The following is a 21,208-nucleotide window of genomic DNA, read 5'->3' as shown; positions in this document are numbered from 1 at the left end:
ATCAGGATGACTACAGATTAAGATGCGGAAATGGCGGAATTGGTAGACGCACCAGATTTAGGTTCTGGCGCCGCAAGGTGTGAGAGTTCAAGTCTCTCTTTCCGCACCATTCTTAATCACTATGGCTACGTAGCTCAGCTGGTTAGAGCACATCACTCATAATGATGGGGTCACAGGTTCGAATCCCGTCGTAGCCACCATTAATTTCGATTGTTAATCAGTTTGGTTTTCAGTCACATAGTTCAAGATGCGGAAGTGGCGGAATTGGTAGACGCACCAGATTTAGGTTCTGGCGCCGCAAGGTGTGAGAGTTCAAGTCTCTCCTTCCGCACCATCTTGAACAATAAAAGTTACGCGGAAATGGCGGAATTGGTAGACGCACCAGATTTAGGTTCTGGCGCCGCAAGGTGTGAGAGTTCAAGTCTCTCTTTCCGCACCATTCTTTAAGCCTCTCTTTGAGAGCACTGCAGGTCTATCGCCAAGCGGTAAGGCAGCGGCTTTTGATGCCGCCATTCCCTGGTTCGAATCCAGGTAGACCTGCCATTATTTATAGGTTCACTAGACAAGCATCATTTGATGCCCCATCTATTGTCCCTGGCTCGGCTCTAAGTAGCCCGCCATTATTTATAGGTTCACTAGATAAGCATCATTTGATGCCCCGTCTATTGTCCCTGGTTCGGCTCTCAGTAGCCTGACATATACAACGTTATCTTGATTTTACCAATTATCAGGATGACTACAGATTAAGATGCGGAAATGGCGGAATTGGTAGACGCACCAGATTTAGGTTCTGGCGCCGCAAGGTGTGAGAGTTCAAGTCTCTCTTTCCGCACCATTCTTTATAAAACCCAGCTTTTAGCTGGGTTTTGTTTTATCTACTCTATGGAAAATTTGGTCGACGAACGATGTCGAGAGATAAAAAAATCCAGCCGAGGCTGGATTTTTTGCTTAGAGTCATGACTTTTAAATTTGCTTAGAAATTACTTTCTTAGCCTAAAAGCCCCAACGCTGAGTTGGGCGCTTGCTTTGCTTGAGCAAGAACAGAGCTCGAAGCCTGAGTAAGGATCTGAGATTTCGTTAGAGCTGTCGTCTCTTTCGCGAAGTCTGTATCCTTAATTCGGCTCTTAGACGCATTCACATTTTCGTTAATGTTATCTAAGTTATTGATTGCATGGTTGAAACGGTTCTGGAATGCACCCAGTTCTGCACGATGGCTATCAACAAATTTAAGAGCCGCATCGACAATCGCTACCGATTCTTGTGCTCCACCAACCGACGTTACATCGATCGTGTCAACGGTAACCGCTTTAGCTTCACCAATACTTAGTTCACCCGCTAAGCTACCACCAAAGGTTGCAACGCCTTCAACGCGGTTGTTATCGGTAAATAGCTGTAGTTTGCCATCTTGATCGACTGACGCTTTAACAAGATCAGTTTGACCATTGATGTAAGTCGCTAGCTCTTCGATGTCGTCACCAGCTTTTGCGTTAATCGCTACGTTTTGCTCTTGTCCAAACTTGTCAGTTAGCGTGATTGTAAGGTCATTTGCCCCACTCTGCACTGCCCAGTCTTTGCCTTGGCCATTCGCTGCAACGTAACTGTTACCACCCATCATAACGTTATCGCTACGCATATTGTTCATGGTAAGCATAACGGCTTCACCGTTGTCCGCACCAATTTGGAAGGACTTAGTCGCGAACGTACCATTCAGTAGCTTGTTACCACCAAAAGAGGTTGTTTCTGCGATACGGTTAAGTTCATCATTCAGTGCCGTGATCTCTTCTTGAATCGCTACACGCTCAGACTTAGAGTTAGAGCCGTTAGCTGATTGAAGTGATAGATCACGCATACGTTGTAGGATGTTGGTTGTTTCGTTCATGGCACCTTCAGCTGTTTGTGCCATCGAAATACCATCGTTTGCGTTACGTACTGCGACGTCTAAACCTCGGCTTTGTACATTCAAACGGTTAGAAATTTGTAGACCCGCAGCGTCATCTTTTGCGCTGTTGATCTTAAAACCGGATGAAAGTCTTTCCATCGACACTTGTTGAGCATTTGAAGCGCTATTTAAGTAGCGTTGTGCTGTCATTGCCGCGACGTTTGTATTTACATTAACCGCCATAGTGGTTCTCCTATTGATTTCCGTAGACTGGAGGTAAAGGTTTCCGACGTCTCGGCAAACCAATTAGTTCTCTCAAAGTAACCTTATTAGCGACATTAATCTGATTAACTTTAGAGCTATTTGGTCAATTTCTATAAAAAAATGGGGTTAACCGTAGCAGATTGATGCGGTTAGCAGATATAAACTTAATTGCTAAAGAAATAGGAACTTCAGCCGATAACGCGCGTTTTCGCTGTCGAGGGAGTAAATTTGAAGATAGTTTTCTTTGGGCAAAAGAAAAGCCCCTTTTCCTTTGAGAGAACCGGGGCTATTTGGTAGCCAATGCCAATATGGAGATCGAGAGAAATGATCACAGCCTGGCTGCCGCGCTACATAGGTGACTCCAGTGATGGAGCAGGTGAGAGAGAGAACTCCATTACCTAATCACCTATGTTTGCCGTCAAACTTCCACTAACCCTACGTCTAGGTTTACGTTAGTGAAAAGGTTGACCACTACTGCAATAGTGACATTGCAGAGTTTGGCAACTGTTTTGCTTGAGCAAGTATTGAAGTACCTGCTTGTTGCAGAATTTGTGCTTTTGTCATCGCCGTAGTCTCTTTCGCGAAATCAGTATCGCGGATTCGACTGTTCGATGCTTCTACGTTTTCTTGGATGTTAGCCAAGTTGTTGATGCTGTGGCTTAGACGGTTTTGTTTCGCACCTAAATCAGCACGTTGTGAATCTACGTACTTCAGTGCCGCATCAACAATACCTACCGCGTTTTGAGCGCCACCAACCGAACGAACATCGATGTTCTGTACTGTTGTTTGCACACCAGGGCCACCGTTTAGGCCAAGTTCACTAGCAAGACCACCTGATATGTTCAGGTTACCCTCTAAATTAGGCTCTGCGGCAAAGATCTGCAGTCTTCCATCTTGGTCTACAGACGCTTTAAACTTGTCTGTTTGGCCGTTGATATAAGTTGCAAGCTCTTCGATATCGTCGCCTTCTTTAGCGATAATATCGAGTGTCACTGCTTCACCATCTTTCGTCGTGAACTCAAACTTCAAATCTTTTGCTGCGCTTGGTACACCCCAGTCTTTATCTTTGGCTTTCTCAGCGTCAGAGATAAAAGTTTGTCCGCCCATACGGAAATCGTCTGCACGTACACTGGTTAAGCCCATGATGATCGCTTCACCTGAACTCGCACCGATCTGGAATGATGCTTCGCCAAATGAACCATTCAGCAGTTTACGACCACCAAATGATGTTGTTTCCGCGATACGGTTTAATTCATCTTGCAGTGCCGCTACTTCTTCATGTAGAGCTTGGCGCTCTGACGCAGAGTTAGTACCGTTTGCTGATTGTAGTGATAAGTCACGGATACGTTGAAGAATCGATGTTGACTCATTCATTGCACCTTCAGCTGTCTGGGCAATAGAAATACCGTCGTTGGCATTACGCATTGCTACGTCAAGACCACGAGACTGAGCCGTTAATCGGTTCGAAATCTGTAGGCCAGCCGCATCATCTTTTGCACTGTTGATCTGTTGACCAGAAGACAAACGCTCCATAGAGGTATTCAGATCACCCGTTGCTTTGTTTAGGTAACGCTGGGCTGTCATTGCCGAAACGTTAGTATTTACTGTAATGGTCATAGTTTGCTCTCCTATTGAGTTCGCAAGTGCTTGCGAAGCGGCCAGCTTTGTCTCATTTGGAAGCACTGACCGTAAATGCCTTGCTAAGCAGATCGATTACCTGCTTAAAACTAATTTGTTTAACTCTCAATTAACTGATTCAAGTTGTGTGCCAATTTTAAAAATCCGGAAAATAAATTTATTTATCCTTATTTATTAGCAACTTGAATCTAGTGATTGCAAATTATCCTAATTGAACAAATTACACTCACCGCCTGCGGCAAGCTCGTTGCCGCTCTTTTGCCACCTGACTTGCCACTCATCGTGGTTTCGTTTTGCTGGCAAACTACATCTATCTCGCTCTTATGGCATGGCGCATAAGGCATTGAGATTAGATGTAGTTAAATAGTGTTAAGTCTTTGGTTTTACCAAACGCTTGTTGTGACGCTTGTAGTGCTCGCGAGTTCTCGTTGAATTCGATAATCGCTTCTGCATAATCCAGATCTTCAAAATTACTTTTTGATTTAGCCAACGTCATTTTGAAGTCGTCATGCTGCTCTTCTTGGATATCAAGTGTATTTAGCCTTGCACCCACATCCGTGCGCGCCTTGTTCAAATGAATGAAAGCGGCATGGAACTCTTGTGTAATCTGATGTAACTGAGCGGTGTTGGATGCGTCTGATACCGAACCTCGTGAATACTCCATCGCATCTTTAAACGTTTCAAACACACTGAAGGTACGTCTCGGCTCTAAGCTGATCTCATCACCTTTGGTAATCTGGCCTTTGACCTGAATTTTCACGCCTTCGTATTGAATGCCTTTGGCAGGGTCAAAGGTGTCTGCTTTAACGACTGAACCATCACGTTCCAACTGGTACCCATATTTGCCGTCGGGCATATCGACAAAAGTGACTTTATAGGTCGACTGATCGTCTGGATTAATGTTGATAGCACGCTCTAGTAACAGTTCTGATGCGTCTTTTAGGTTGTACTTAGGTTCAAAATCACCAAATGGATTGTCTATTTCCATATACAGCTTGCTGCCTGGATCATTAATCGGCATTTCTAAGCTGTTGGAGATCTTCATCTTGCGTTGATAGTCATCGCCTGCATACACCACCTCTCCATCCTTATCACGGAAGAATGGTTGGTTTTTAGGTTTAGTACCGGCAAAGATATAGTTGCCGGATTCATCTTGAACATTGACCAAGTTGAGGAAGTTATTGGCAATCTCTTGGATCTCTCTACGCTTCGCTAATCGGTCTTCTGGTGATAAGGCACCATTGATCATTTCCATCACCGTGCGTTTCGCTTCATCAGCAAACTGTTCCGCATTGGAGATAATGACCTCATGGTGCTCTAGACGATTGCGAGTCAACACAATCGCATCAGTAAACTGACGTAATTGCTCTTTTTGCTGACCAATGTTTTGGATGTAATGCGTTGCCAGTGGATCATCACTGGCTTTCATTAACTTTTTACCCGACGCTAACTGCGCCTGATTATGGTGGACTTTCGCTTCTGAACGACGCAAATCATTCTGTACTGATTGATAGTTATGGAAGCTAGAAATACGGTTCATCATTTATGCCTCCTTATCTCAACGCCAGAATGGTGTTAAAGGTATCATTTGCCGCCTGCATGATGCGTGAAGAAGCCATATACGCTTGCTGGAACTTCATCATGTTTGCCGCTTCCTCATCGAGGTTAACGCCAGAAATCGACGCCACACGTTCCTGCGCTGCTTCTTTTTCTAAGCGCGACACATCTGTCAGCCTTGAAGCGGTCGACATCTGCAAACCAACGTTTGTATTGAGGTTGTGATAGATATCCAGAATGGTCGATTCGCCATCATTGAGCTTTTTATCCGTCTGGATATTTTGCATTTTTAGCAAGTTGCCGTTGTCACCTTCTGAAGGGACAAGGTTTGCCGTAAACTTGTCATTCGGCAACGCACCATCGGTCAACTCAAATGAGGTGCCCTGCACTGTCACAACACCCGATGGTGGGTAGTCTCGTGGCTCAAGCAGTACATTGCCTTTGGTGTCAGTAACGGCAAACTGTTTGCCATCCGGTGAGATGATGACTTCAAACTCACGTAATGCACCTGCTTGTTCAATACTGAACTTCGCCTTGCCTTGAGCAAAGGTTGTGGATGCTTCATAACTTTGTGCGGCAATATCACTTGGGTCATTCGTTGCCATCTTCATCTGTGCCGCGCCACTTCGAGTTGGTCTCAACAAAACGCGCTCTCCAGACTCTAGATCCTTACGAATATCGATACGGATACCGTCAAGTGTGATGGCATTGTCGACAACGGGAACAATAAATTGCTCTCCTGAAGGACGCGTTATGTAGTAATCCCCGCCCGTGTATTGCAGAGAGTACTCGCCACCAACTAACTTGCTGGTATCTTCAATAAACACCGCAACATCAGCACTTGAATTCGATGACGTCACGACTCTAGACTTTGCCACCACATCCGAGTTCACATCGGTAAACATCAGACCACCAATGTTGCCTCTTAAATCCAGACCTTGAGACTGGAGCTTGTTGACTTGGTATGAGAATGAAGTCGCTAATCGTCCTAACTCATCCATCAATTCTGGAATTTTCTCATCGCGCATCGAGAGCATAGCTCCGATTTTGCCATCAATATCCTTGGTGGTAATCGCCTTGATACCTTTACCTTCAATCATGGCAAGACGACGCTGATGAACATCTGGATAACCATCAATCATCTTGAGTTCACTCGCTTCAGTTCCTGAAACGAGGGTGTGTCCATTACCAATGTGAATATTGAAACCTTCAGCGTTTTTACGTGGCGTGACGGTTACCTTGGTGTACTCAGACAGTTCCGCGACCAGTTTTTCATGGGTATCCATCAAATCATTGTGTGGCCCAGGTGTACGCATCATCAATCGATGTAAGTCTCTAATTTCCAAAGCAAGTTGATTGACACGCTCTATGCCAAGCTCAAGTTTTTTATTGGTGACATCGGATTGACGACGGATGGTTTCATGGAAATCATTAAAGTTTTGCGTAATCAGATTCGCTTTCTCTAGCACAACCTTACGTGCCCCCACATCATTCGGACTGTCTGCGAGTGATTTCACCCCATCGAACCATTCATTAAGATTTTCAGGAATTTTTTTCGATGCCACTGAAGAGAGCATGCTAGATAGCATCTCTAAATTGCCTTCGTCATCGACTTTATGCGCATAGTTAGTGGTAGAGACATTGAGTTCATTGACGGCAAACTGATCCCAAGAGCGGCGAACTTTTTCCACATGGACGCCCATACCGTAGGTTTCCCCACCGTATTGACGTGGCATGTTTGTGCCTTGTATCACCGACTGACGGCTGTAACCCTCTGTATTTACATTAGAGATGTTATGACCAGTGGTGTTGAGTTGTCTCTGAGCCGTCAGTACGCTTTGCGAACCAAGATTCAGAAGATCAGACGCCATATTGCCCCCAAGAAACCTTTAAAAATCAGTGTTAACTGAATATCTGAATTAAGATTTGCAATATGTGTGCCAAAGCGAGAAGCGAGAAGCGAGAAGCGAGAAGCGAGAAGCGAGAAGCGAGAAGCGAGAAGCGAGAAGCGAGAAGCGAGAAGCGAGAAGCGAGAAGCGAGAAGATTCTGAAAGGGTCGACAGTGCATATCAACACTTTCCTTTTAAATTCAGGTAATTAGACTAAAATATTAGCCTGCACTGCCTGCAACTTTCGACTCACTCACCACCAGCTCCTCTCGATGGACGAAGTCCGTTCTCGATTCTCGGAGCGAAGCGTTCTGGTTCTCCATCGGCGCAGCCCTCGAGTTACATCTGATCAATCCGCGCCTTAACGCTTAGCACCTTATCGGCGTAACGAGGATCAGTCGCGTAGCCAGCTTGATGAATGCCACGGATAAACTCTTCATTGTTTCCACCATGACGAAGTGCAGTGGTGTAACGAGGGTTTTGATTGAGAAAACGAACATAGTCGTTAAAGCTCTCTTCATAACTTTGATAAGAGCGAAATGCTGCGTGTTCTTTGACTGGCACCCCTTGATGGTACTCAAGAGTTTGTGTCGCAACACGGTCACCTGACCAGCTACGGTCAGCTTTAATATTGAACAGGTTATTACTGCTGCCGGCCGCGTTGTTCACAACCTTTTGGCCCCAGCCGGTTTCAAGTGCGGCTTGAGCAAGCAGCAATGAAGAATCAATACCTAATGCACGAGCTGCTTTCTCTGCGTAAGGCTTCATTGATGCGACAAACGACTCAGGCGAGTCAAATCGAGAAGGCTCTTTAGTTGCAGAAACTGCGGTTGGCGCTGAAGCGGTATTCGCTTGCTGTTGACGGATACGATCGACTCTTTCCATCATTGTCTCAAAATCAGCGTTGCGTGCGTTGGCGTTCTGGTTTTCAACCTTACCGGAAGTCAGCTGAGCGACAATCATATCGGCTAAGCCCAGAGAACCTGATGCACTCAATTCACTCGCCATCTGCTCATCCATCATCTGACGATAGAATTGTTGGTTTTGGCTATCCATCAAGCCAGACTCAAATGTGGAGTTAGCGTCACGCATTGACTTAAATAGCATGTTAGTGAAGATAGCTTCGAACTGTTTCGCGGCAGCAGCCAGCGCTTCTTTTTCACTCCCCTCATCACCTTCAACCGCTTTCTTACGCAGTTTATCTAGGTTAGCGATATCATGAATAAAACCGATGTCATTACCGTTGTTAATCATGTTCTACTCCTTAGATAACAATGAGTTGGCCTTCGATTGCACCCGCTTGTTTGAGTGCTTGAAGGATTGCCATTAAATCCGAAGGTGCAGCGCCAACTTCGTTCACCGCGCGAACGAGATCATCGAGCGTCAGACCTGGCTCAAACTTAAACATCTTGCCCTGCTCTTCAGTGACTTCAATGTCAGTATCCGGTACCACAACGGTCTCACCACCACCAAAAGCATTAGGTTGGCTAACATTGAGGTTTTCTTTAATCGCCACTGTCATGCCGCCATGTGTGACTGCCGCAGGTTTAAGTCGTACGTGCTTACCAACCACGATAGTGCCAGTGCGCGAGTTAACAATGATTTTTGCGGAGCCGTCTGCTGGGTCAAACTCAATGTTCTCAATCGCAGATAGGTAAGCAACGCGTTGTGTAACATCACGAGGTGCACGGACTTTGACGGAAGTTGCATCGACCGCCGATGCCGTTTGAGGACCGAGGAAGTTATTTACCGCATCAGCCATACGCTGTGCAGTTGTAAAATCTGATTCAAGCAAGTTAAAGGTAATGTAGTCGCCGCGGCTAAATGGCGTTGGTATTTCACGTTCGACCATCGCGCCGTTTGAAATCATACCTGCTGCTGGATTATTCCCAACAATTTTCGACCCATCCGCCCCCGAGGCACTAAAACCGCTCACGACCAAATTGCCTTGGGCAACGGCATAAATTTGCCCGTCGAGACCCTTTAGCATCGTCTGCATTAACGTACCGCCACGTAAGCTTTTTGCCGATCCAATTGAAGAGACCGTCACGTCAATGGTTTGTCCTTGCTTAGAAAATGCAGGCAGTTCAGCGGTAACGATAACGGCAGCCACGTTTTTACTTTTCGGTTTCGTACCTGGTGGCATCTGAATACCAAAGTTCTGCAACATGGCGTTAAAGCTCTGATCGGTAAAGGGAGTGGATTCTCCAGTACCTGGCAGACCTGTAACCAGACCATAACCGACCAGTTGGTTGCTACGAACACCAGCGACCTGAGCAACGTCTTTGATGCGTGCTGCTTGCGCTGAAGCCGCGAGGACCAACAAGCTTGTAAATAGGAGAAACAACTTTTTCATGACCATACCTTTACTCTAACTCTTTGCCATCTTTACTGTCGTGCCAAAAATGCGGCATCAGATGGATTTAGAGAGATACATTAAAGAATCGTGCCAAGAAACCTGGCTCTTGCATATCTTGCTGTGTTCCTGTACCTGAGTACTGAATTCTTGCGTTTGATATGCGGTTTGACGCAATAGTGTTGTCGTAATCAATATCATCAGGACGAATCGTTCCGCTGAGTCGGATATATTCATCGCCAGTATTAAGTGTCAACCACTTCTCACCACGTATGACCAAGTTGCCGTTCGCCAGTACTTCAATCACTTCAACTGTAATTGAACCAGAAATGCTGTTACTTTGATTTGCCGCGGCACTGCCACTGAATTTATTGTCGTTGCTTAAATTGTACGAAAAGTTGTAGTCACCAATGTTAAGTTGCTGACCACCCACTTCTAGTGGATCCATCGACGCATCATTGTTTTTAGATAGATCTGCGTCAGAGCTTTTTGCCGCTTTAGTGCTTTCATCTAACGTAACCGTGATGATGTCGCCGATACCGCGTGGTTTGGAATCGTCATATAGGCTGGTAGTTTGAGCCATGTTAAACAGCGATCCCGTTTCCGCCGCATAATGCTCAGGACGATGTGTCGGATGTATCGGTGCCCATGCAGGATCCCCCGCAACAGGGTCAGCTCGACCGCGCAAGGTATCGATAACGCCTGCGCTTTCGTCATCCGATTTGTCCCCTTCGACCGCGTCAACGGTTGTGGTTCCTTGAACGACATCAGGAGTTTCAATCGGTGGCTCAAGCATAGTACAGCCTGAAACAACTGTAAGAGCGAAAAGTGCGAGTAATCGATTCATTGCCCTATCCCTAAATTAAAGCTGCTGATTAACAAAGCTCATCATCTTGTCTACCGCAGAGATGACTTTGGAATTCATTTCATAAACACGCTGAGCTTCGATCATATTGACCAGCTCTTCCGTCACGTTGACGTTTGATGTTTCCAACATTGACTGTCTTACTTCACCGAAACCGTCGAAACCAGGAACACCTTCTTGTGGATCACCACTCGCACCTGTCGGTAGGTATAAGTTTTGACCAATAGGTTCTAAACCACCTGGGTTGACGAAATCTACCGTCGCGATCTGGCCAATCACTTGGTTATCTTGCTGGCCTCGCACGCGAACTGATACTTCACCGTCGGTACCGATCGTGACACTAATCGCGTCCTCAGGGATGGCAATTTCTGGCTCTAGGGCGTAACCCGCACCAGAGGTGACAATAACGCCTTCATCATTGACCGTGAACTGCCCGTTACGTGTATAACCGATGTTGCCATCTGGCATCAGGATCTGGAAGAAACCATCACCCTCAATCATCATATCGAGACTGTTGTTCGTTGTTTGAGTGTTACCCTGAGTGTGAACTTTTTGCGTCGCCACTACTTTAGAACCCGCGCCTAACATCAGGCCGCTTGGCAGTTCTGTATTTTGCGATGACTGACCACCTGGCTGATTGATGTTCTGGTAGAACAAGTCTTCAAAAACGGCGCGGCTCTTTTTGTAACCTACCGTTGATGCGTTAGCCAAGTTGTTTGAAATTGTTGAAATATTGGTTTGCTGAGCGTCTAACCCAGTCTTACTTACCCATAGTGCCGGATGCATAACCTTCTCCTAAAATTTGTTAGCTCATACGAAGCAGAGAGTCAGACGCTTTGTCCATATCTTCTGCGGTGCTCATCATTTTCACTTGCATTTCAAACTGACGTTGCAAGTCAATCAGGCTAGTCATCTCGCCAATTGCATTGACGTTGCTGCCTTCAATTGCGCCTGTGAGCAGTTTTACACCGGTATCCGCTTCGTATGCCGCATTAGGATCTTTTGCACGGAACAAGCCGTTTACATCTTTGAATAGTGATTGATTATTGGTGCTAGTGAGCTTGATTCGATCAACGATTTCTATTGCATCTGCCGGAGCTCCTTGAGGAACAACCGAGATGGTGCCATCGTTGCCGATTTCAATTTTGCTGACTGGAATTGGCAGAGTAATTGGCGCACCTGCTTCACCAAGAACAAGATTACCGTTGCCACTCACCAACATACCGTTAACGTCAACTTTTAAGTTGCCATCGCGTGTTAGGCCTTCTTTGCCGGTTTTATCGAGAACCGACATCCAGCCTTGACCTTGGATGGTAACGTCGAGATCTCGTCCTGTCGTGATCACGCTACCTTGTTGAAAATTATGTCCCGGACGTTCAGTCATGCTAAAGACGCGACTTGGTAAACCATCGCCATATGCTTGCATTGAACGAGCTTGCGCCAAATCAGCACGAAAGCCCGTAGTACTGACGTTCGCCAAGTTGTTTGCTCTAAGCTGTAGCGCTTGCATATTCTGCTTGGCTCCGCTCATCGCTAGAAACAGTGCACGATCCATAATTTGCTCCAAAAATCACAATTCAGATCAATGAAAGCAACTTATGTGCCAATATTAATTTTCCTTTATTATCAATAAACTAAAATGAAAGCGGCAAAAATAGAAAGGAGTAAGAGGAGTGCATTGCCTGTTGCGGCAACAATAGCAAGCTGATGATTGCCACCAGCTTGCTAAACAGATGATTGCGAGTATCGCTAAATAGAGATTAACGAATCTGTAGGATGTTTTGTTGCGTTTGGTTATGAACTTCAAGTGAACGAGAGTTCGCTTGGAAGTTACGCTGCGCAGAGATCAAGTCGACAAGTTCTTGCGTCATATCGATGTTAGATTGTTCAAGGACACCACTGTTAATGGAACCAAATGAACCTTTGTTCGACTCACCCCAGACTTTCGCGCCCGACATCTGAGTTGCATCCCATTGCGTACCACCTTTCTTGTCTAGACCCTGCTCATTTGCAACACGTACCAAGGCAACACGGCCCAGAGTGTTCGATTCACCATTTGAGTAGGTTCCAAGAACGCTGCCATTTTCATCGATGTCAACTTTGGTCAAGAAGCCGGTAGTCGCCCCATCTTCATCAAACCTAGTTAACTCAAATGGTGCGGCAAACTGAGTTGCACCATCAAGCCCGAACGACAGAGTTTGATTGATATCGGCACCGTTGAGGTCGACTGGGTTTGCTCCCGCACCTAATGGTTCAGATACAATGTTTTGTCCATTGTTCAAGCTTGCCAGTGTACCGTCGTTGTTAAAACGCATAGTATGACCGATGTGCCCGGTAGGGCTCGTAGCATCACCACCTACAATATTTATCGGTTTCTCACCCGCACTGTCGGTGACAGTGTAGTAAGTTTGCCACGTATTAGGCTGATTTTGATCTTTGAGGTAATACGTCGTCATCTTGTACGACTGCCCCATAGAGTCATAAATCGTTGATGACGTAGAACGGTTGTAGGTTTCTGGATCGGTATAGTCAAACAGCGTCGGATCTTTGAGGTCGCCATTTGCAGGTAGGTTAACACCGACTTCAATATTCGACGTTTGTTTTGGTTTACCGAACTCTTTTGGTATGTTGATAGGAGATGGCTCATAAGAGAGCACATCACCGGTGTCCGGGTTAACTTGGTAGCCAAGTAAGAACTCATCATTGGCCGTTACCATGTAGTTATCTTTATTGAGGTGGAATGCCCCATTTCGAGTTAACTCATTGGAGGTTGGTGTGAGTCTATCTTTAGCGACAGCAAAGAACCCTGTACCGGACACTCGCAAGTCCATCGGATTGTTCGTATAAATACTTGAACCTTCGTGGAACTGCTGAGCAACCTGCGCCGCTTGAACACCTTGCCCAGGCGTGGTTTTCGCATGAGTAAAGAGTGAATTTGAGTATACATCGCCAAACTCTGCACGTGACTCTTTAAAGCCGTACGTGTTTGCGTTCGCAATGTTGTTACTGGTGGTATTCAGATCTAACTGAGCTGCGGATAAACCGCTTAGTGCAACATATGACATTCCAAAATCTCCTATCTAGCTAGCATATCTACTTGAGAGTTACGCTTTGCCAACTTCTAGTACTTCAGCAAGTCGAACTGGCGACTCAAAGCCAGCCAGATTGAGTAGTACGTTACCATCGCCTTTACCTAACAGGACGCTATTGACGTTTGCATAGGTCGAAACCTCAAACTCTTTAGCTTTCCCATCTAGCAAGCCCGAGGCTTTCACCTTGTATTTGCCAGCCGGCAATGGGTTACCGTTTTGATCTTTGCCGTCCCATACAACTCGGTTATCGCCACCTGGCTTTGAACCGACATCGAAGGTACGAACTAGCTGCCCCATTTGATCTTCTATTCTCACCATCAAGTTATCGACGGCTTGAGGAAGTTTGATCATAGCAGCCATACTGCCGTTATCGTTTTTCACGCCAGCAGCACCAGGGACCAAGACGTCACGCCCTACTAAAGAGGACGCCTGTAGCGCTTGGTTTGATGTCATCGAAGTGTTCAGTGTTTCAAACTGATTGTTCATCTTCCCGATACCATCTACCGTCGCGAATGACGCCATTTGTGCAATCATCTGGTCATTACTGACCGGCTTAAACGGGTCTTGCTGGGCAAGTTGCTTGGTGAGCAAAGATAAGAAGTCTTCTTGCTTAAGTTCCTGCTTACCTGTTGTCTCGTTCGGCTTATTCTTGTCCTGAAGCTGTTTAAGCTGATCGATATAGGACAAGCCGCTTTGACCAACATTATTATTAATGCCTCCGGCCATACGTTACCTCCTTATCCCTATTGACCCATCTGCAGCGTACGCAGCAGCATTTGTTTGCTTGCATCTGCTAATTGAACGTTCGTTTGGTAAGAACGTGAAGCAGAAATCATGTTTGCCATTTCTTCCATCACATTGACATTAGGCTTGTAGATATAGCCCTCATCATTTGCGAGTGGGTGATCAGGGTTGTACTCCGCGGTAAGCGGTTTATCGCTTTCTATAATACCCATCACTTTCACCGGCACGGTATGGTCGCGGCCATACTTTGCCTTACTTAACTCAGCACCAAACACAGCATGACGCGCCTTATAAGTATCTTTTGCAGAGCTAGAGATACTGTCCGCGTTAGCCAAATTACTCGAGGTAGTATTTAGACGAACGGATTCAGCGCTCATGGCAGAACCAGTTACATTGAATACGTTAAATAAGCTCATCTATCTATTCCCCTTTAATTGCTTTCGTTAAGTTCTTGAATTTACTTCCTAAGAAGTCGAGTGATGCTTGGTGTCTGATTTGGTTTTGCATAAACAAGTTACGCTCTAAATCCACATCAACCGTGTTGCCATCACCGGTGTCAGGTTGTGTTGGAAGACGATACATTACTTCCCCTGTCACTTGAGTAGAGGCAGGTATGTGCCGACCATCGGTACGGCTAAGACCAATGCTTGCCCCCGAGGTTGCCGCCTGCAATGCCTTCTGGAAATCCATCCCTTTTGATTTAAAGCCAGGTGTGTTCGATTGAGCAATGTTGGTGGAGATCACCTCAGCATTGCGCTCACGTACGCCCACCGTGTGCTGGTGGATACCTAATGCGTTGTCAAAAGAAATAGCCATGTTGACCTCTACTCAAAGAACTGACCGTTACTATTAAATATAAAGCAATTAGCGTACCAACTTTTAAAGTCGTTCCACTGTTACTTCATTTTTTACTGAGCAATAACCACGCCAACTTTACATGTTGTTCGCAGCTAGGTGAGATTTTGGAATTACTCAATCAAAAGTATACAGGTAACTTTTGCCGTCGTACAAAAAAGCCCAGCACTATGGCTGGGCTTAATAAAACAACGCTTAACTATTTAAGCTTGTAGATAATTCCTGGATTACATCTGACCATCTCAAATCGATCCGTTAATCCGGTTAACGACTCTGATGCCCCGAGCAGCAGATAACCACCTGGATTTAAACTGTTAGCCATTTGATTAAGCACTTGAGACTTCATTTCCGGTGAGAAGTAAATCAATACGTTGCGGCAAAAAATAATGTCAAACTTACCGAGCAAAGCGTAGCTATCCATTAAGTTTTGCGGTCTAAAGTTAACCAGACGCTTAACGTTATCTTTAACCTTCATTCGACCATCGCCCGCATCTTCAAAGAAAGTGCGACGGCGCTCTGGAGAAAGTCCTCTCCCCAACGCTAGGTTGTCATACACGCCTGCTCGACACATATCAAGCATGCTTGCAGAGATATCCGTTGCGGTAATCGCAACGCTAGGCAACATGCCTGGTTTGCGTTGCTGGGTCTCTATGATGGTCATCGCCATTGAATAAGGCTCTTGACCTGATGAACTCGCAGCAGACCAAATCTTAATTGGTCTTTTATTTGCCGCGACTTCTGGCAACAACTTGTTCGCCAGTACTTCGAACGGATAGGTATCTCGAAACCAAAGCGTCTCATTTGTCGTCATCGCATCAACAGCAGCAACACGCAACTCACGATTGCGTCCCGTCACTACGTCTCTCAGCAAATCAGACAACGAAGCCAGCTTGAACTTGGTGACAAGTGGGCTTAGTCGGCTTCTTACCAGATACTGCTTACTGTCCCCAAGAACAATACCGCATTGTAACTCTAAGAAACGGCTGAAATCACGATATTCTTGATCGCTTATAGTTATTGCTGTCATTAACTTCTCTTTTTATTTTGTAAGTGCAGTTTTCACCGCATTACCAAGCTCATCGGGGTTAAATTTGGCAATAAATGCGTTTGCCCCAACTCGTTCAACCATTGCTTGGTTAAATACACCACTAAGTGATGAGTGAAGAATAACATAAAGATCTTTTAGATCAGGATTACGGCGTACTTCCGCAGTCAATGTATAACCGTCCATTTCTGGCATCTCGATATCAGAGATAACCAGAGATATCTGATCATAAATACTGCCTTCAGATGCCATTTCCACAAGCTTTTCATAAGCCTCTTTGCCATCTTTCACAGCAACGACGTCGAAACCTAAGGAAGTAATTGCACGCTCAACTTGCTTACGTGCCACGGTAGAGTCGTCAGCAATAAGTATACGACGTACAATTTCTTTTTCCGTTTCCGCCTGCGCAATTTCTTCACCAATGGATGCGTCCATCGTTTCATCAACAGGCGCAATCTCTGCCAGTATTTTTTCTACATCGAGAATTTCTACTAACTCATTATCGATATTCGTTACAGCCGTCAGGTAGTTCGCTTTGCCTGCTCCTTCTGGTGGCGGCAAAATCGCCTCCCAGTGCATATTAATAATGCGCTCGACTGAAGTAACTAAGAAAGCCTGAATTGTTCGGTTAAACTCTGCAATTACAACAAACGCTTTTTCAACGTCCATTGTCGGACGGCCACCAATAGCTAAACTTAAATCAATGACTGAAACTGTATGGCCACGAATATGGGCAACCCCTTTCACTAAAGGGTGCAAGTTTGGCATTGAAGTAAGTTTAGGACACTGGAGAACCTCTTTTACTTTAAATACGTTTATTCCATAACGCTGACGCCCCATTAGGCGAAAGGTTAGGAGTTCTAATCGGTTTTGACCGACGAGTTGCGTACGCTGATTCACAGAATCAAGAATACCCGTCATAAGCTCATCTCCATCTCAAACTTTCATGCTAAAAAAGTGGTAGTCTACTGTAGGCCATGAAAAACCAGAGAAACAAAATGACATATCCTAAATCACACTTGTGCTCATTTTCCATAACTAATTGTAGAGCTTTCTATAAAAAGTTTTGTAAGTCTATCGGCTTTTTATTCTTTTTCTTTAGTTTTTCAGCGACATCCGCAACAGAAAACCAAATTGCGCAGATTCAGCAAGCAGCCGAAGAGTACATTTTGTCCACAATTGAGTGGCCTACTGGTGGTACCTTACAGGCGACCGCTGCTAGCGTTGATAGCCGAATATTCGCTACTGACTGCCCCGCCCCGTTAGAGACTTCCTCCTCCTCTACCAATCCTAGTGCAAGTAACATCACTGTGCTCGTCGAATGTCCTGATGACAGTTGGCGAGTCTATGTACCTGTAAGATTAGTTCGTACTGGACCACAAGTCGTGCTGACCACCGCACTTTCTCGTGGGCAACTGATCTCTGGGCAAGATGTCGCTATTAATATGGTAGACTTGCAACGCTTTAGGCGGCAAGGCTTTTCCTCAGTTGATGCTGTTATTGGCGCAAAAGCCAAAAAAAATCTCCGTGCTGGAGAAATTCTTGAAGAACAAGATATTTGTGTAGTCTGCCGCAATGAAACCGTGACAATAAAAGCGGTGAAATCCGGTATGACCATCACAACAAAAGGCGTCGCTCTAACGGATGGCTCACATGGTGAACAGATTAGAGTGAAAAATAGTAAATCCAACCGTATAATTGAAGGGCGTGTATCTGGAATTTCGGAAGTGACGGTAATTTTTTAACTGGTTAGAAAAAAAGCTAAAGTTCTTACCCTAGTAGTCGATATTGACAGTACAAGTTCTAATTCGTAAAAGGCTCAACATATGGCAGGTATTGATAATATTCGTTCAGGGCAACCTCTTTCTACATCGACGAGGCACTCTGTACGTAACGACAGCACTCAAACGAGCGGTTCTGAATCCGCAAAGAAGTCGTCTGTCACGCAAGATGCAGTTTCACTTAGCTCACAAGGAAAAGCGGTGGGAGAAATGCACAATCAAATGGTCAGCCAACCTAGTTTCGACAAAGCAAAGGTTGCGGCAATTAAAGAGGCTATCGCGAATGGCTCCTACTCAGTTGATCCTGAAAAACTTGCTGATAACATGATGAAGTTCGAAAAAGAATTGGGCGGATTCTAAACCAAGAGATATCTGTAAATGGCAGCACTGCAAGGACTAGTTGAATTCCAATTTAAAAATGCACAAGAACTGAGTGAAGTCCTTGTGTTGGAAAAGCACGCTATCGCTAATCGACTATCCAAAGATATTGAACAGATTGCCAAACAAAAGATTACGCTTATTGAGCAACTTCAAACGACTGATGATCGTATTCGTCGCCACCCTGAAGTAGAGACTCTTACCACCAACCCAGAGTTGAGCCCTCTGGTAGAACAGATAAGAGCGCTTATTAGCCAATGCCAACAAGCTAACGATATTAATGGTCAAGCTCTCCAGCGTGCCCAACTGAGTTTTAACAAACTCAACAATCTGATGAAACAGTCACAAGGGAAACTTGGTATGACTTATACATCTGAAGGACAAACCAAAAATATCACCACTTTGGGCACAAATATCAAAGCCTAAAAGCATTCAATAAAAAGCGGCAATGATTGCCGCTTTTTTTGTATCAGAGAGAATGGGTAAGTTAGAAAAGAGTTTGCTGCCTTTTTTCAGGTACTTGCTGAACTTCGCCGTAATCACGCAGCTTGTTCATTTTCTGGATATCAAGACGCAGTTCAGTGACATAACTATCCCCGACTTTGTAACTTCTGACGACTTCCGCGCCACGGATAACGCCATCTACCGCCCCTGATGTGAGCTCTGTACCTAGACGTTGGTCTTGCAAATCAGCTCGACCACTCACGCGCATGCCGTAGACCTGCTCAGCAAGTTCACGATAAGCATCGATCTTCGAAGCTCGCATCGCACGTACTTGCTTCTCTTTCTCGTTACGTCCTTTCTGTTCGCTAATACTGGCGTAGCCAACAGCCGTTAACCAGTCACCAGAACGCATGTTACTTAACGGCTGACAACCGACCATTATGAGAACGACAGCAAGGAGTAATATCTTTTTCATCTCGGCTCCTACGGGCGTAAAATCACGGTGTAAGGTTGGGTAATCGTTGGGTCTGAGCGAATTAATACACCATCTTGAGTACGAATACTATTAAGGGTATCAAGATCTCGACCAATTCGATCTGCAGGTAAGAAGCCTTGAGCTGTAGCGACAACAACGCGAGATTGCATCCCTACCACACGGGCGTTCACAATAACACCGCCCTCTTGGCGCAGCATTGTCCCTGTCAGTACATATTGGATATCTTGCTCTTGAGCCAGATCTTTCCAATCTCGGCTAAATGCAAAGTCACCCTGATGAGTCACTTGAATAGAGCCTGTCGTTTTAAAGTCTACAACTTTAAAACCACGACGCTGGAACTGGTGAATAAAACCTTCTGATACCGAATTACCTAGCCAGTTTGTCGCATCCATATTTTGTAGATCTACAAATGATGTGACGGCAATAGGTGTCCGTGCAGAAACACTGGTGTTAGAAACCATCAAGTCTTCGGTCATACTCTCCACAAAGAAGTCAAGAGTATGACGCGGACTCTCCATCAGCATAAACTGAGAACCCGCATAAGGTTCTTTACCATTGTATATTGGGGCATAGGCACAAGCGGTTAAAAACACCACTGGTACTAGCGTTAGCCATTTTTTCATTCTCTAATCTCCGATACATTAAGGCCTAAAATGTCGTTTCTTTTAGCTCTCTTCTAAAAGTGGAACATTCCTTGCTTTTCTAATTATGCACCTATTCAGAAAGGCAATGCCTAAATCAGCTAAGATTCAATAAGCAAAAAATGAACCAACTTGGTAAATAAACATGAAAAAATCGCTTCTGAAGCTCTTTTCAACCGTATTCATCAGCCTCATTGCTAATTCAGCGTTGGCAGGTTGGTATGAAGTGACTGGCACAGCCACTGTCGTGTCATCCGAAGAGGTAGCTAGAATCCATGCGTTGGAAGATGCGCTCTACAAAGCCGTCCGATTCTCTGGCGCGGATATAGGCAGCATTGCAAACCTTCGTCCGCTGTTGGAAAGTGAACGCAAAGAGTACCAATTCACGAATAGTGAAGTACGTTACATCTTGGTTGAAGAGCAAAAGACACGTCGCGGAGTGATGTTTGTCAGAGCAAGGGTAGACATTTACCCATCGGCAACCAGTTGCCACGTTGAGCAGTACAAAAAGACGTTTTTGGTTGGCAACATTGCGCTTGCCTCTCCTAGCCAAGCAGTCATGGGGCAAATTTATGATGTGGGTGATGACTTTGCCAATGTTATTAACCGCCAACTGGATCAGGAATCAGCCAACTTTATCTCCGTTGGCACCACTGACTATGAAATCAGTAAAAAGTACCCAGAACGCCTTAAAATGATTGCCCAAGATACTGGCGCACAGTACATCATCGGCGGAGTGATTACGGATTTAACCGCGACCATAGAGCAAAACCTGATTAAGGACGACATTATTAATCGTCAGTTTGCTCTGGAAATGACGGTATTCGATGGTAAGACAGGTAATGAGGTTTATAACCGCAACTATCGCGAAGTCGCACGCTGGCCTTTCGCTAAAACCAGCCAAGTTGACACCAAAAGTGCTCGTTTTTGGGCTTCTACTTACGGAGATATGATGCTTCGAGTAAGCCGAAATATCATGCTCGACTTAGAATCAGAAGTGTCATGTAAAATCACGCTTCCAGAAGTGGTCGCCAAATGGGGAAATACCATTACCATGGATCTCGGTAGAATTCATGGTGTGGAACCTGGTGATAAATTGCAGTTGTGGCATACCGGTTCGTTTATCGACCAGCGCGGACTTCCACGTAACAAAGTCACCGAAACAGACATCACTTTAACGGTCTCACGTGTTTATGAGAACGAAGCAGAACTCACCATCGATCAAGCGGAACTTGCTGGCAGCATCCAGATTGGCGATGTAATGCACAAGCTGTTGTAAAACCA

At 45.3% G+C, this 21,208-nt stretch carries 21 protein-coding genes and 6 tRNA genes; 10 read left to right on the top strand and 17 right to left on the bottom strand.

The window, feature by feature from the left end; translation table 11 throughout:
- Window positions 1-24: 24 nt before the first annotated feature.
- The 6 genes from QTN94_RS03855 (at window position 25) to QTN94_RS03830 (ending at window position 835) form a co-directional block, all read left to right on the top strand.
- A tRNA-Leu gene (locus QTN94_RS03855) sits at window positions 25-109 on the top strand.
- Between the two features lie 14 nt (window positions 110-123).
- Window positions 124-200: transfer RNA gene (locus QTN94_RS03850), tRNA-Met, on the top strand.
- A gap of 49 nt (window positions 201-249) precedes the next feature.
- A tRNA-Leu gene (locus tag QTN94_RS03845) sits at window positions 250-334 on the top strand.
- Window positions 335-354: 20 nt separating this feature from the next.
- A tRNA-Leu gene (locus QTN94_RS03840) sits at window positions 355-439 on the top strand.
- A gap of 29 nt (window positions 440-468) precedes the next feature.
- Window positions 469-543: transfer RNA gene (locus tag QTN94_RS03835), tRNA-Gln, on the top strand.
- Window positions 544-750: 207 nt separating this feature from the next.
- Window positions 751-835: transfer RNA gene (locus tag QTN94_RS03830), tRNA-Leu, on the top strand.
- Between the two features lie 153 nt (window positions 836-988).
- Here QTN94_RS03830 and QTN94_RS03825 read toward each other — a convergent pair.
- From QTN94_RS03825 to QTN94_RS03755, 15 genes are all read right to left on the bottom strand, one after another.
- On the bottom strand, window positions 989-2,122 hold the full coding sequence (locus QTN94_RS03825; protein WP_331416041.1) for a flagellin: 1,134 nt from the start codon (window positions 2,120-2,122) through the stop codon (window positions 989-991).
- Between the two features lie 492 nt (window positions 2,123-2,614).
- Window positions 2,615-3,760 (bottom strand): flagellin, encoded by a 1,146-nt coding sequence (locus QTN94_RS03820; RefSeq protein ID WP_269378004.1) that lies wholly within the window; start codon window positions 3,758-3,760, stop codon window positions 2,615-2,617.
- Between the two features lie 370 nt (window positions 3,761-4,130).
- Window positions 4,131-5,324: a flagellar hook-associated protein FlgL gene (gene flgL, locus QTN94_RS03815; protein ID WP_331416043.1), complete on the bottom strand. Its 1,194-nt coding sequence runs from the start codon at window positions 5,322-5,324 to the stop codon at window positions 4,131-4,133.
- Between the two features lie 10 nt (window positions 5,325-5,334).
- Window positions 5,335-7,209: a flagellar hook-associated protein FlgK gene (flgK, locus tag QTN94_RS03810; RefSeq protein ID WP_331426928.1), complete on the bottom strand. Its 1,875-nt coding sequence runs from the start codon at window positions 7,207-7,209 to the stop codon at window positions 5,335-5,337.
- 357 nt (window positions 7,210-7,566) lie between these two features.
- The gene (flgJ, locus tag QTN94_RS03805; RefSeq protein ID WP_269378007.1) at window positions 7,567-8,481 is read right to left on the bottom strand and encodes a flagellar assembly peptidoglycan hydrolase FlgJ; all 915 of its coding nucleotides are present in this window, start codon (window positions 8,479-8,481) and stop codon (window positions 7,567-7,569) included.
- Window positions 8,482-8,491: 10 nt separating this feature from the next.
- A complete protein-coding gene (locus QTN94_RS03800) occupies window positions 8,492-9,583 on the bottom strand; it encodes a flagellar basal body P-ring protein FlgI (protein WP_331416045.1) in 1,092 nt (363 codons plus the stop codon).
- Window positions 9,584-9,650: 67 nt separating this feature from the next.
- Complete coding sequence (gene flgH, locus QTN94_RS03795; RefSeq protein ID WP_331416046.1) at window positions 9,651-10,430, bottom strand: flagellar basal body L-ring protein FlgH; 780 nt, start codon at window positions 10,428-10,430, stop codon at window positions 9,651-9,653.
- A 15-nt stretch (window positions 10,431-10,445) separates the two neighbouring features.
- Window positions 10,446-11,234, bottom strand: coding sequence for a flagellar basal-body rod protein FlgG (gene flgG, locus QTN94_RS03790; protein ID WP_331416047.1), 789 nt, complete (start codon window positions 11,232-11,234; stop codon window positions 10,446-10,448).
- Between the two features lie 19 nt (window positions 11,235-11,253).
- Window positions 11,254-12,003 carry a flagellar basal-body rod protein FlgF gene (gene flgF / locus QTN94_RS03785; RefSeq protein WP_331426927.1) on the bottom strand — a complete coding sequence of 250 codons (750 nt, stop codon included), beginning with the start codon at window positions 12,001-12,003 and terminating at the stop codon, window positions 11,254-11,256.
- A gap of 205 nt (window positions 12,004-12,208) precedes the next feature.
- Complete coding sequence (gene flgE / locus QTN94_RS03780; RefSeq protein ID WP_331416048.1) at window positions 12,209-13,513, bottom strand: flagellar hook protein FlgE; 1,305 nt, start codon at window positions 13,511-13,513, stop codon at window positions 12,209-12,211.
- Window positions 13,514-13,552: 39 nt separating this feature from the next.
- A complete protein-coding gene (gene flgD / locus QTN94_RS03775; protein WP_331416049.1) occupies window positions 13,553-14,266 on the bottom strand; it encodes a flagellar hook assembly protein FlgD in 714 nt (237 codons plus the stop codon).
- A gap of 17 nt (window positions 14,267-14,283) precedes the next feature.
- A complete protein-coding gene (flgC, locus tag QTN94_RS03770; protein WP_138971528.1) occupies window positions 14,284-14,700 on the bottom strand; it encodes a flagellar basal body rod protein FlgC in 417 nt (138 codons plus the stop codon).
- 4 nt (window positions 14,701-14,704) lie between these two features.
- The gene (flgB, locus tag QTN94_RS03765; protein WP_138971529.1) at window positions 14,705-15,100 is read right to left on the bottom strand and encodes a flagellar basal body rod protein FlgB; all 396 of its coding nucleotides are present in this window, start codon (window positions 15,098-15,100) and stop codon (window positions 14,705-14,707) included.
- Window positions 15,101-15,338: 238 nt separating this feature from the next.
- The gene (locus QTN94_RS03760; RefSeq protein ID WP_331426926.1) at window positions 15,339-16,166 is read right to left on the bottom strand and encodes a protein-glutamate O-methyltransferase; all 828 of its coding nucleotides are present in this window, start codon (window positions 16,164-16,166) and stop codon (window positions 15,339-15,341) included.
- A gap of 12 nt (window positions 16,167-16,178) precedes the next feature.
- Window positions 16,179-17,105: a chemotaxis protein CheV gene (locus tag QTN94_RS03755; RefSeq protein WP_331426924.1), complete on the bottom strand. Its 927-nt coding sequence runs from the start codon at window positions 17,103-17,105 to the stop codon at window positions 16,179-16,181.
- Between the two features lie 77 nt (window positions 17,106-17,182).
- On the opposite strand from QTN94_RS03755, the gene flgA reads away from it, so the two are divergent.
- The 3 genes from flgA to QTN94_RS03740 all read left to right on the top strand — a co-directional run bounded on the left by flgA (window position 17,183) and on the right by QTN94_RS03740 (window position 18,769).
- A complete protein-coding gene (gene flgA, locus QTN94_RS03750) occupies window positions 17,183-17,929 on the top strand; it encodes a flagellar basal body P-ring formation chaperone FlgA (RefSeq protein WP_331426923.1) in 747 nt (248 codons plus the stop codon).
- 81 nt (window positions 17,930-18,010) lie between these two features.
- Window positions 18,011-18,325, top strand: a complete 315-nt coding sequence (gene flgM / locus QTN94_RS03745) for a flagellar biosynthesis anti-sigma factor FlgM (RefSeq protein WP_331426922.1) — start codon at window positions 18,011-18,013, stop codon at window positions 18,323-18,325.
- Window positions 18,326-18,343: 18 nt separating this feature from the next.
- Window positions 18,344-18,769, top strand: a complete 426-nt coding sequence (locus QTN94_RS03740) for a flagella synthesis protein FlgN (RefSeq protein WP_331426921.1) — start codon at window positions 18,344-18,346, stop codon at window positions 18,767-18,769.
- Window positions 18,770-18,830: 61 nt separating this feature from the next.
- Here QTN94_RS03740 and flgP read toward each other — a convergent pair whose 3' ends face one another.
- Together flgP and QTN94_RS03730 are read right to left on the bottom strand one after the other, a co-directional pair.
- Window positions 18,831-19,262: a flagellar assembly lipoprotein FlgP gene (gene flgP / locus QTN94_RS03735; protein ID WP_331426920.1), complete on the bottom strand. Its 432-nt coding sequence runs from the start codon at window positions 19,260-19,262 to the stop codon at window positions 18,831-18,833.
- Window positions 19,263-19,270: 8 nt separating this feature from the next.
- A complete protein-coding gene (locus QTN94_RS03730; RefSeq protein WP_138971536.1) occupies window positions 19,271-19,906 on the bottom strand; it encodes a FlgO family outer membrane protein in 636 nt (211 codons plus the stop codon).
- A 163-nt stretch (window positions 19,907-20,069) separates the two neighbouring features.
- Between QTN94_RS03730 and QTN94_RS03725 the strand changes: the two genes are divergently transcribed.
- Window positions 20,070-21,203, top strand: a complete 1,134-nt coding sequence (locus QTN94_RS03725) for a flagellar assembly protein FlgT (RefSeq protein ID WP_138971537.1) — start codon at window positions 20,070-20,072, stop codon at window positions 21,201-21,203.
- Window positions 21,204-21,208: the final 5 nt, after the last annotated feature.

Origin of the sequence: Vibrio sp. M250220 (assembly GCF_036533795.1) — a bacterium.
Taxonomy (GTDB): domain Bacteria; phylum Pseudomonadota; class Gammaproteobacteria; order Enterobacterales; family Vibrionaceae; genus Vibrio.
The sequence above is the reverse complement of the archived record's forward strand: the minus strand, read 5'-3'. Positions and strand labels throughout refer to the sequence as shown.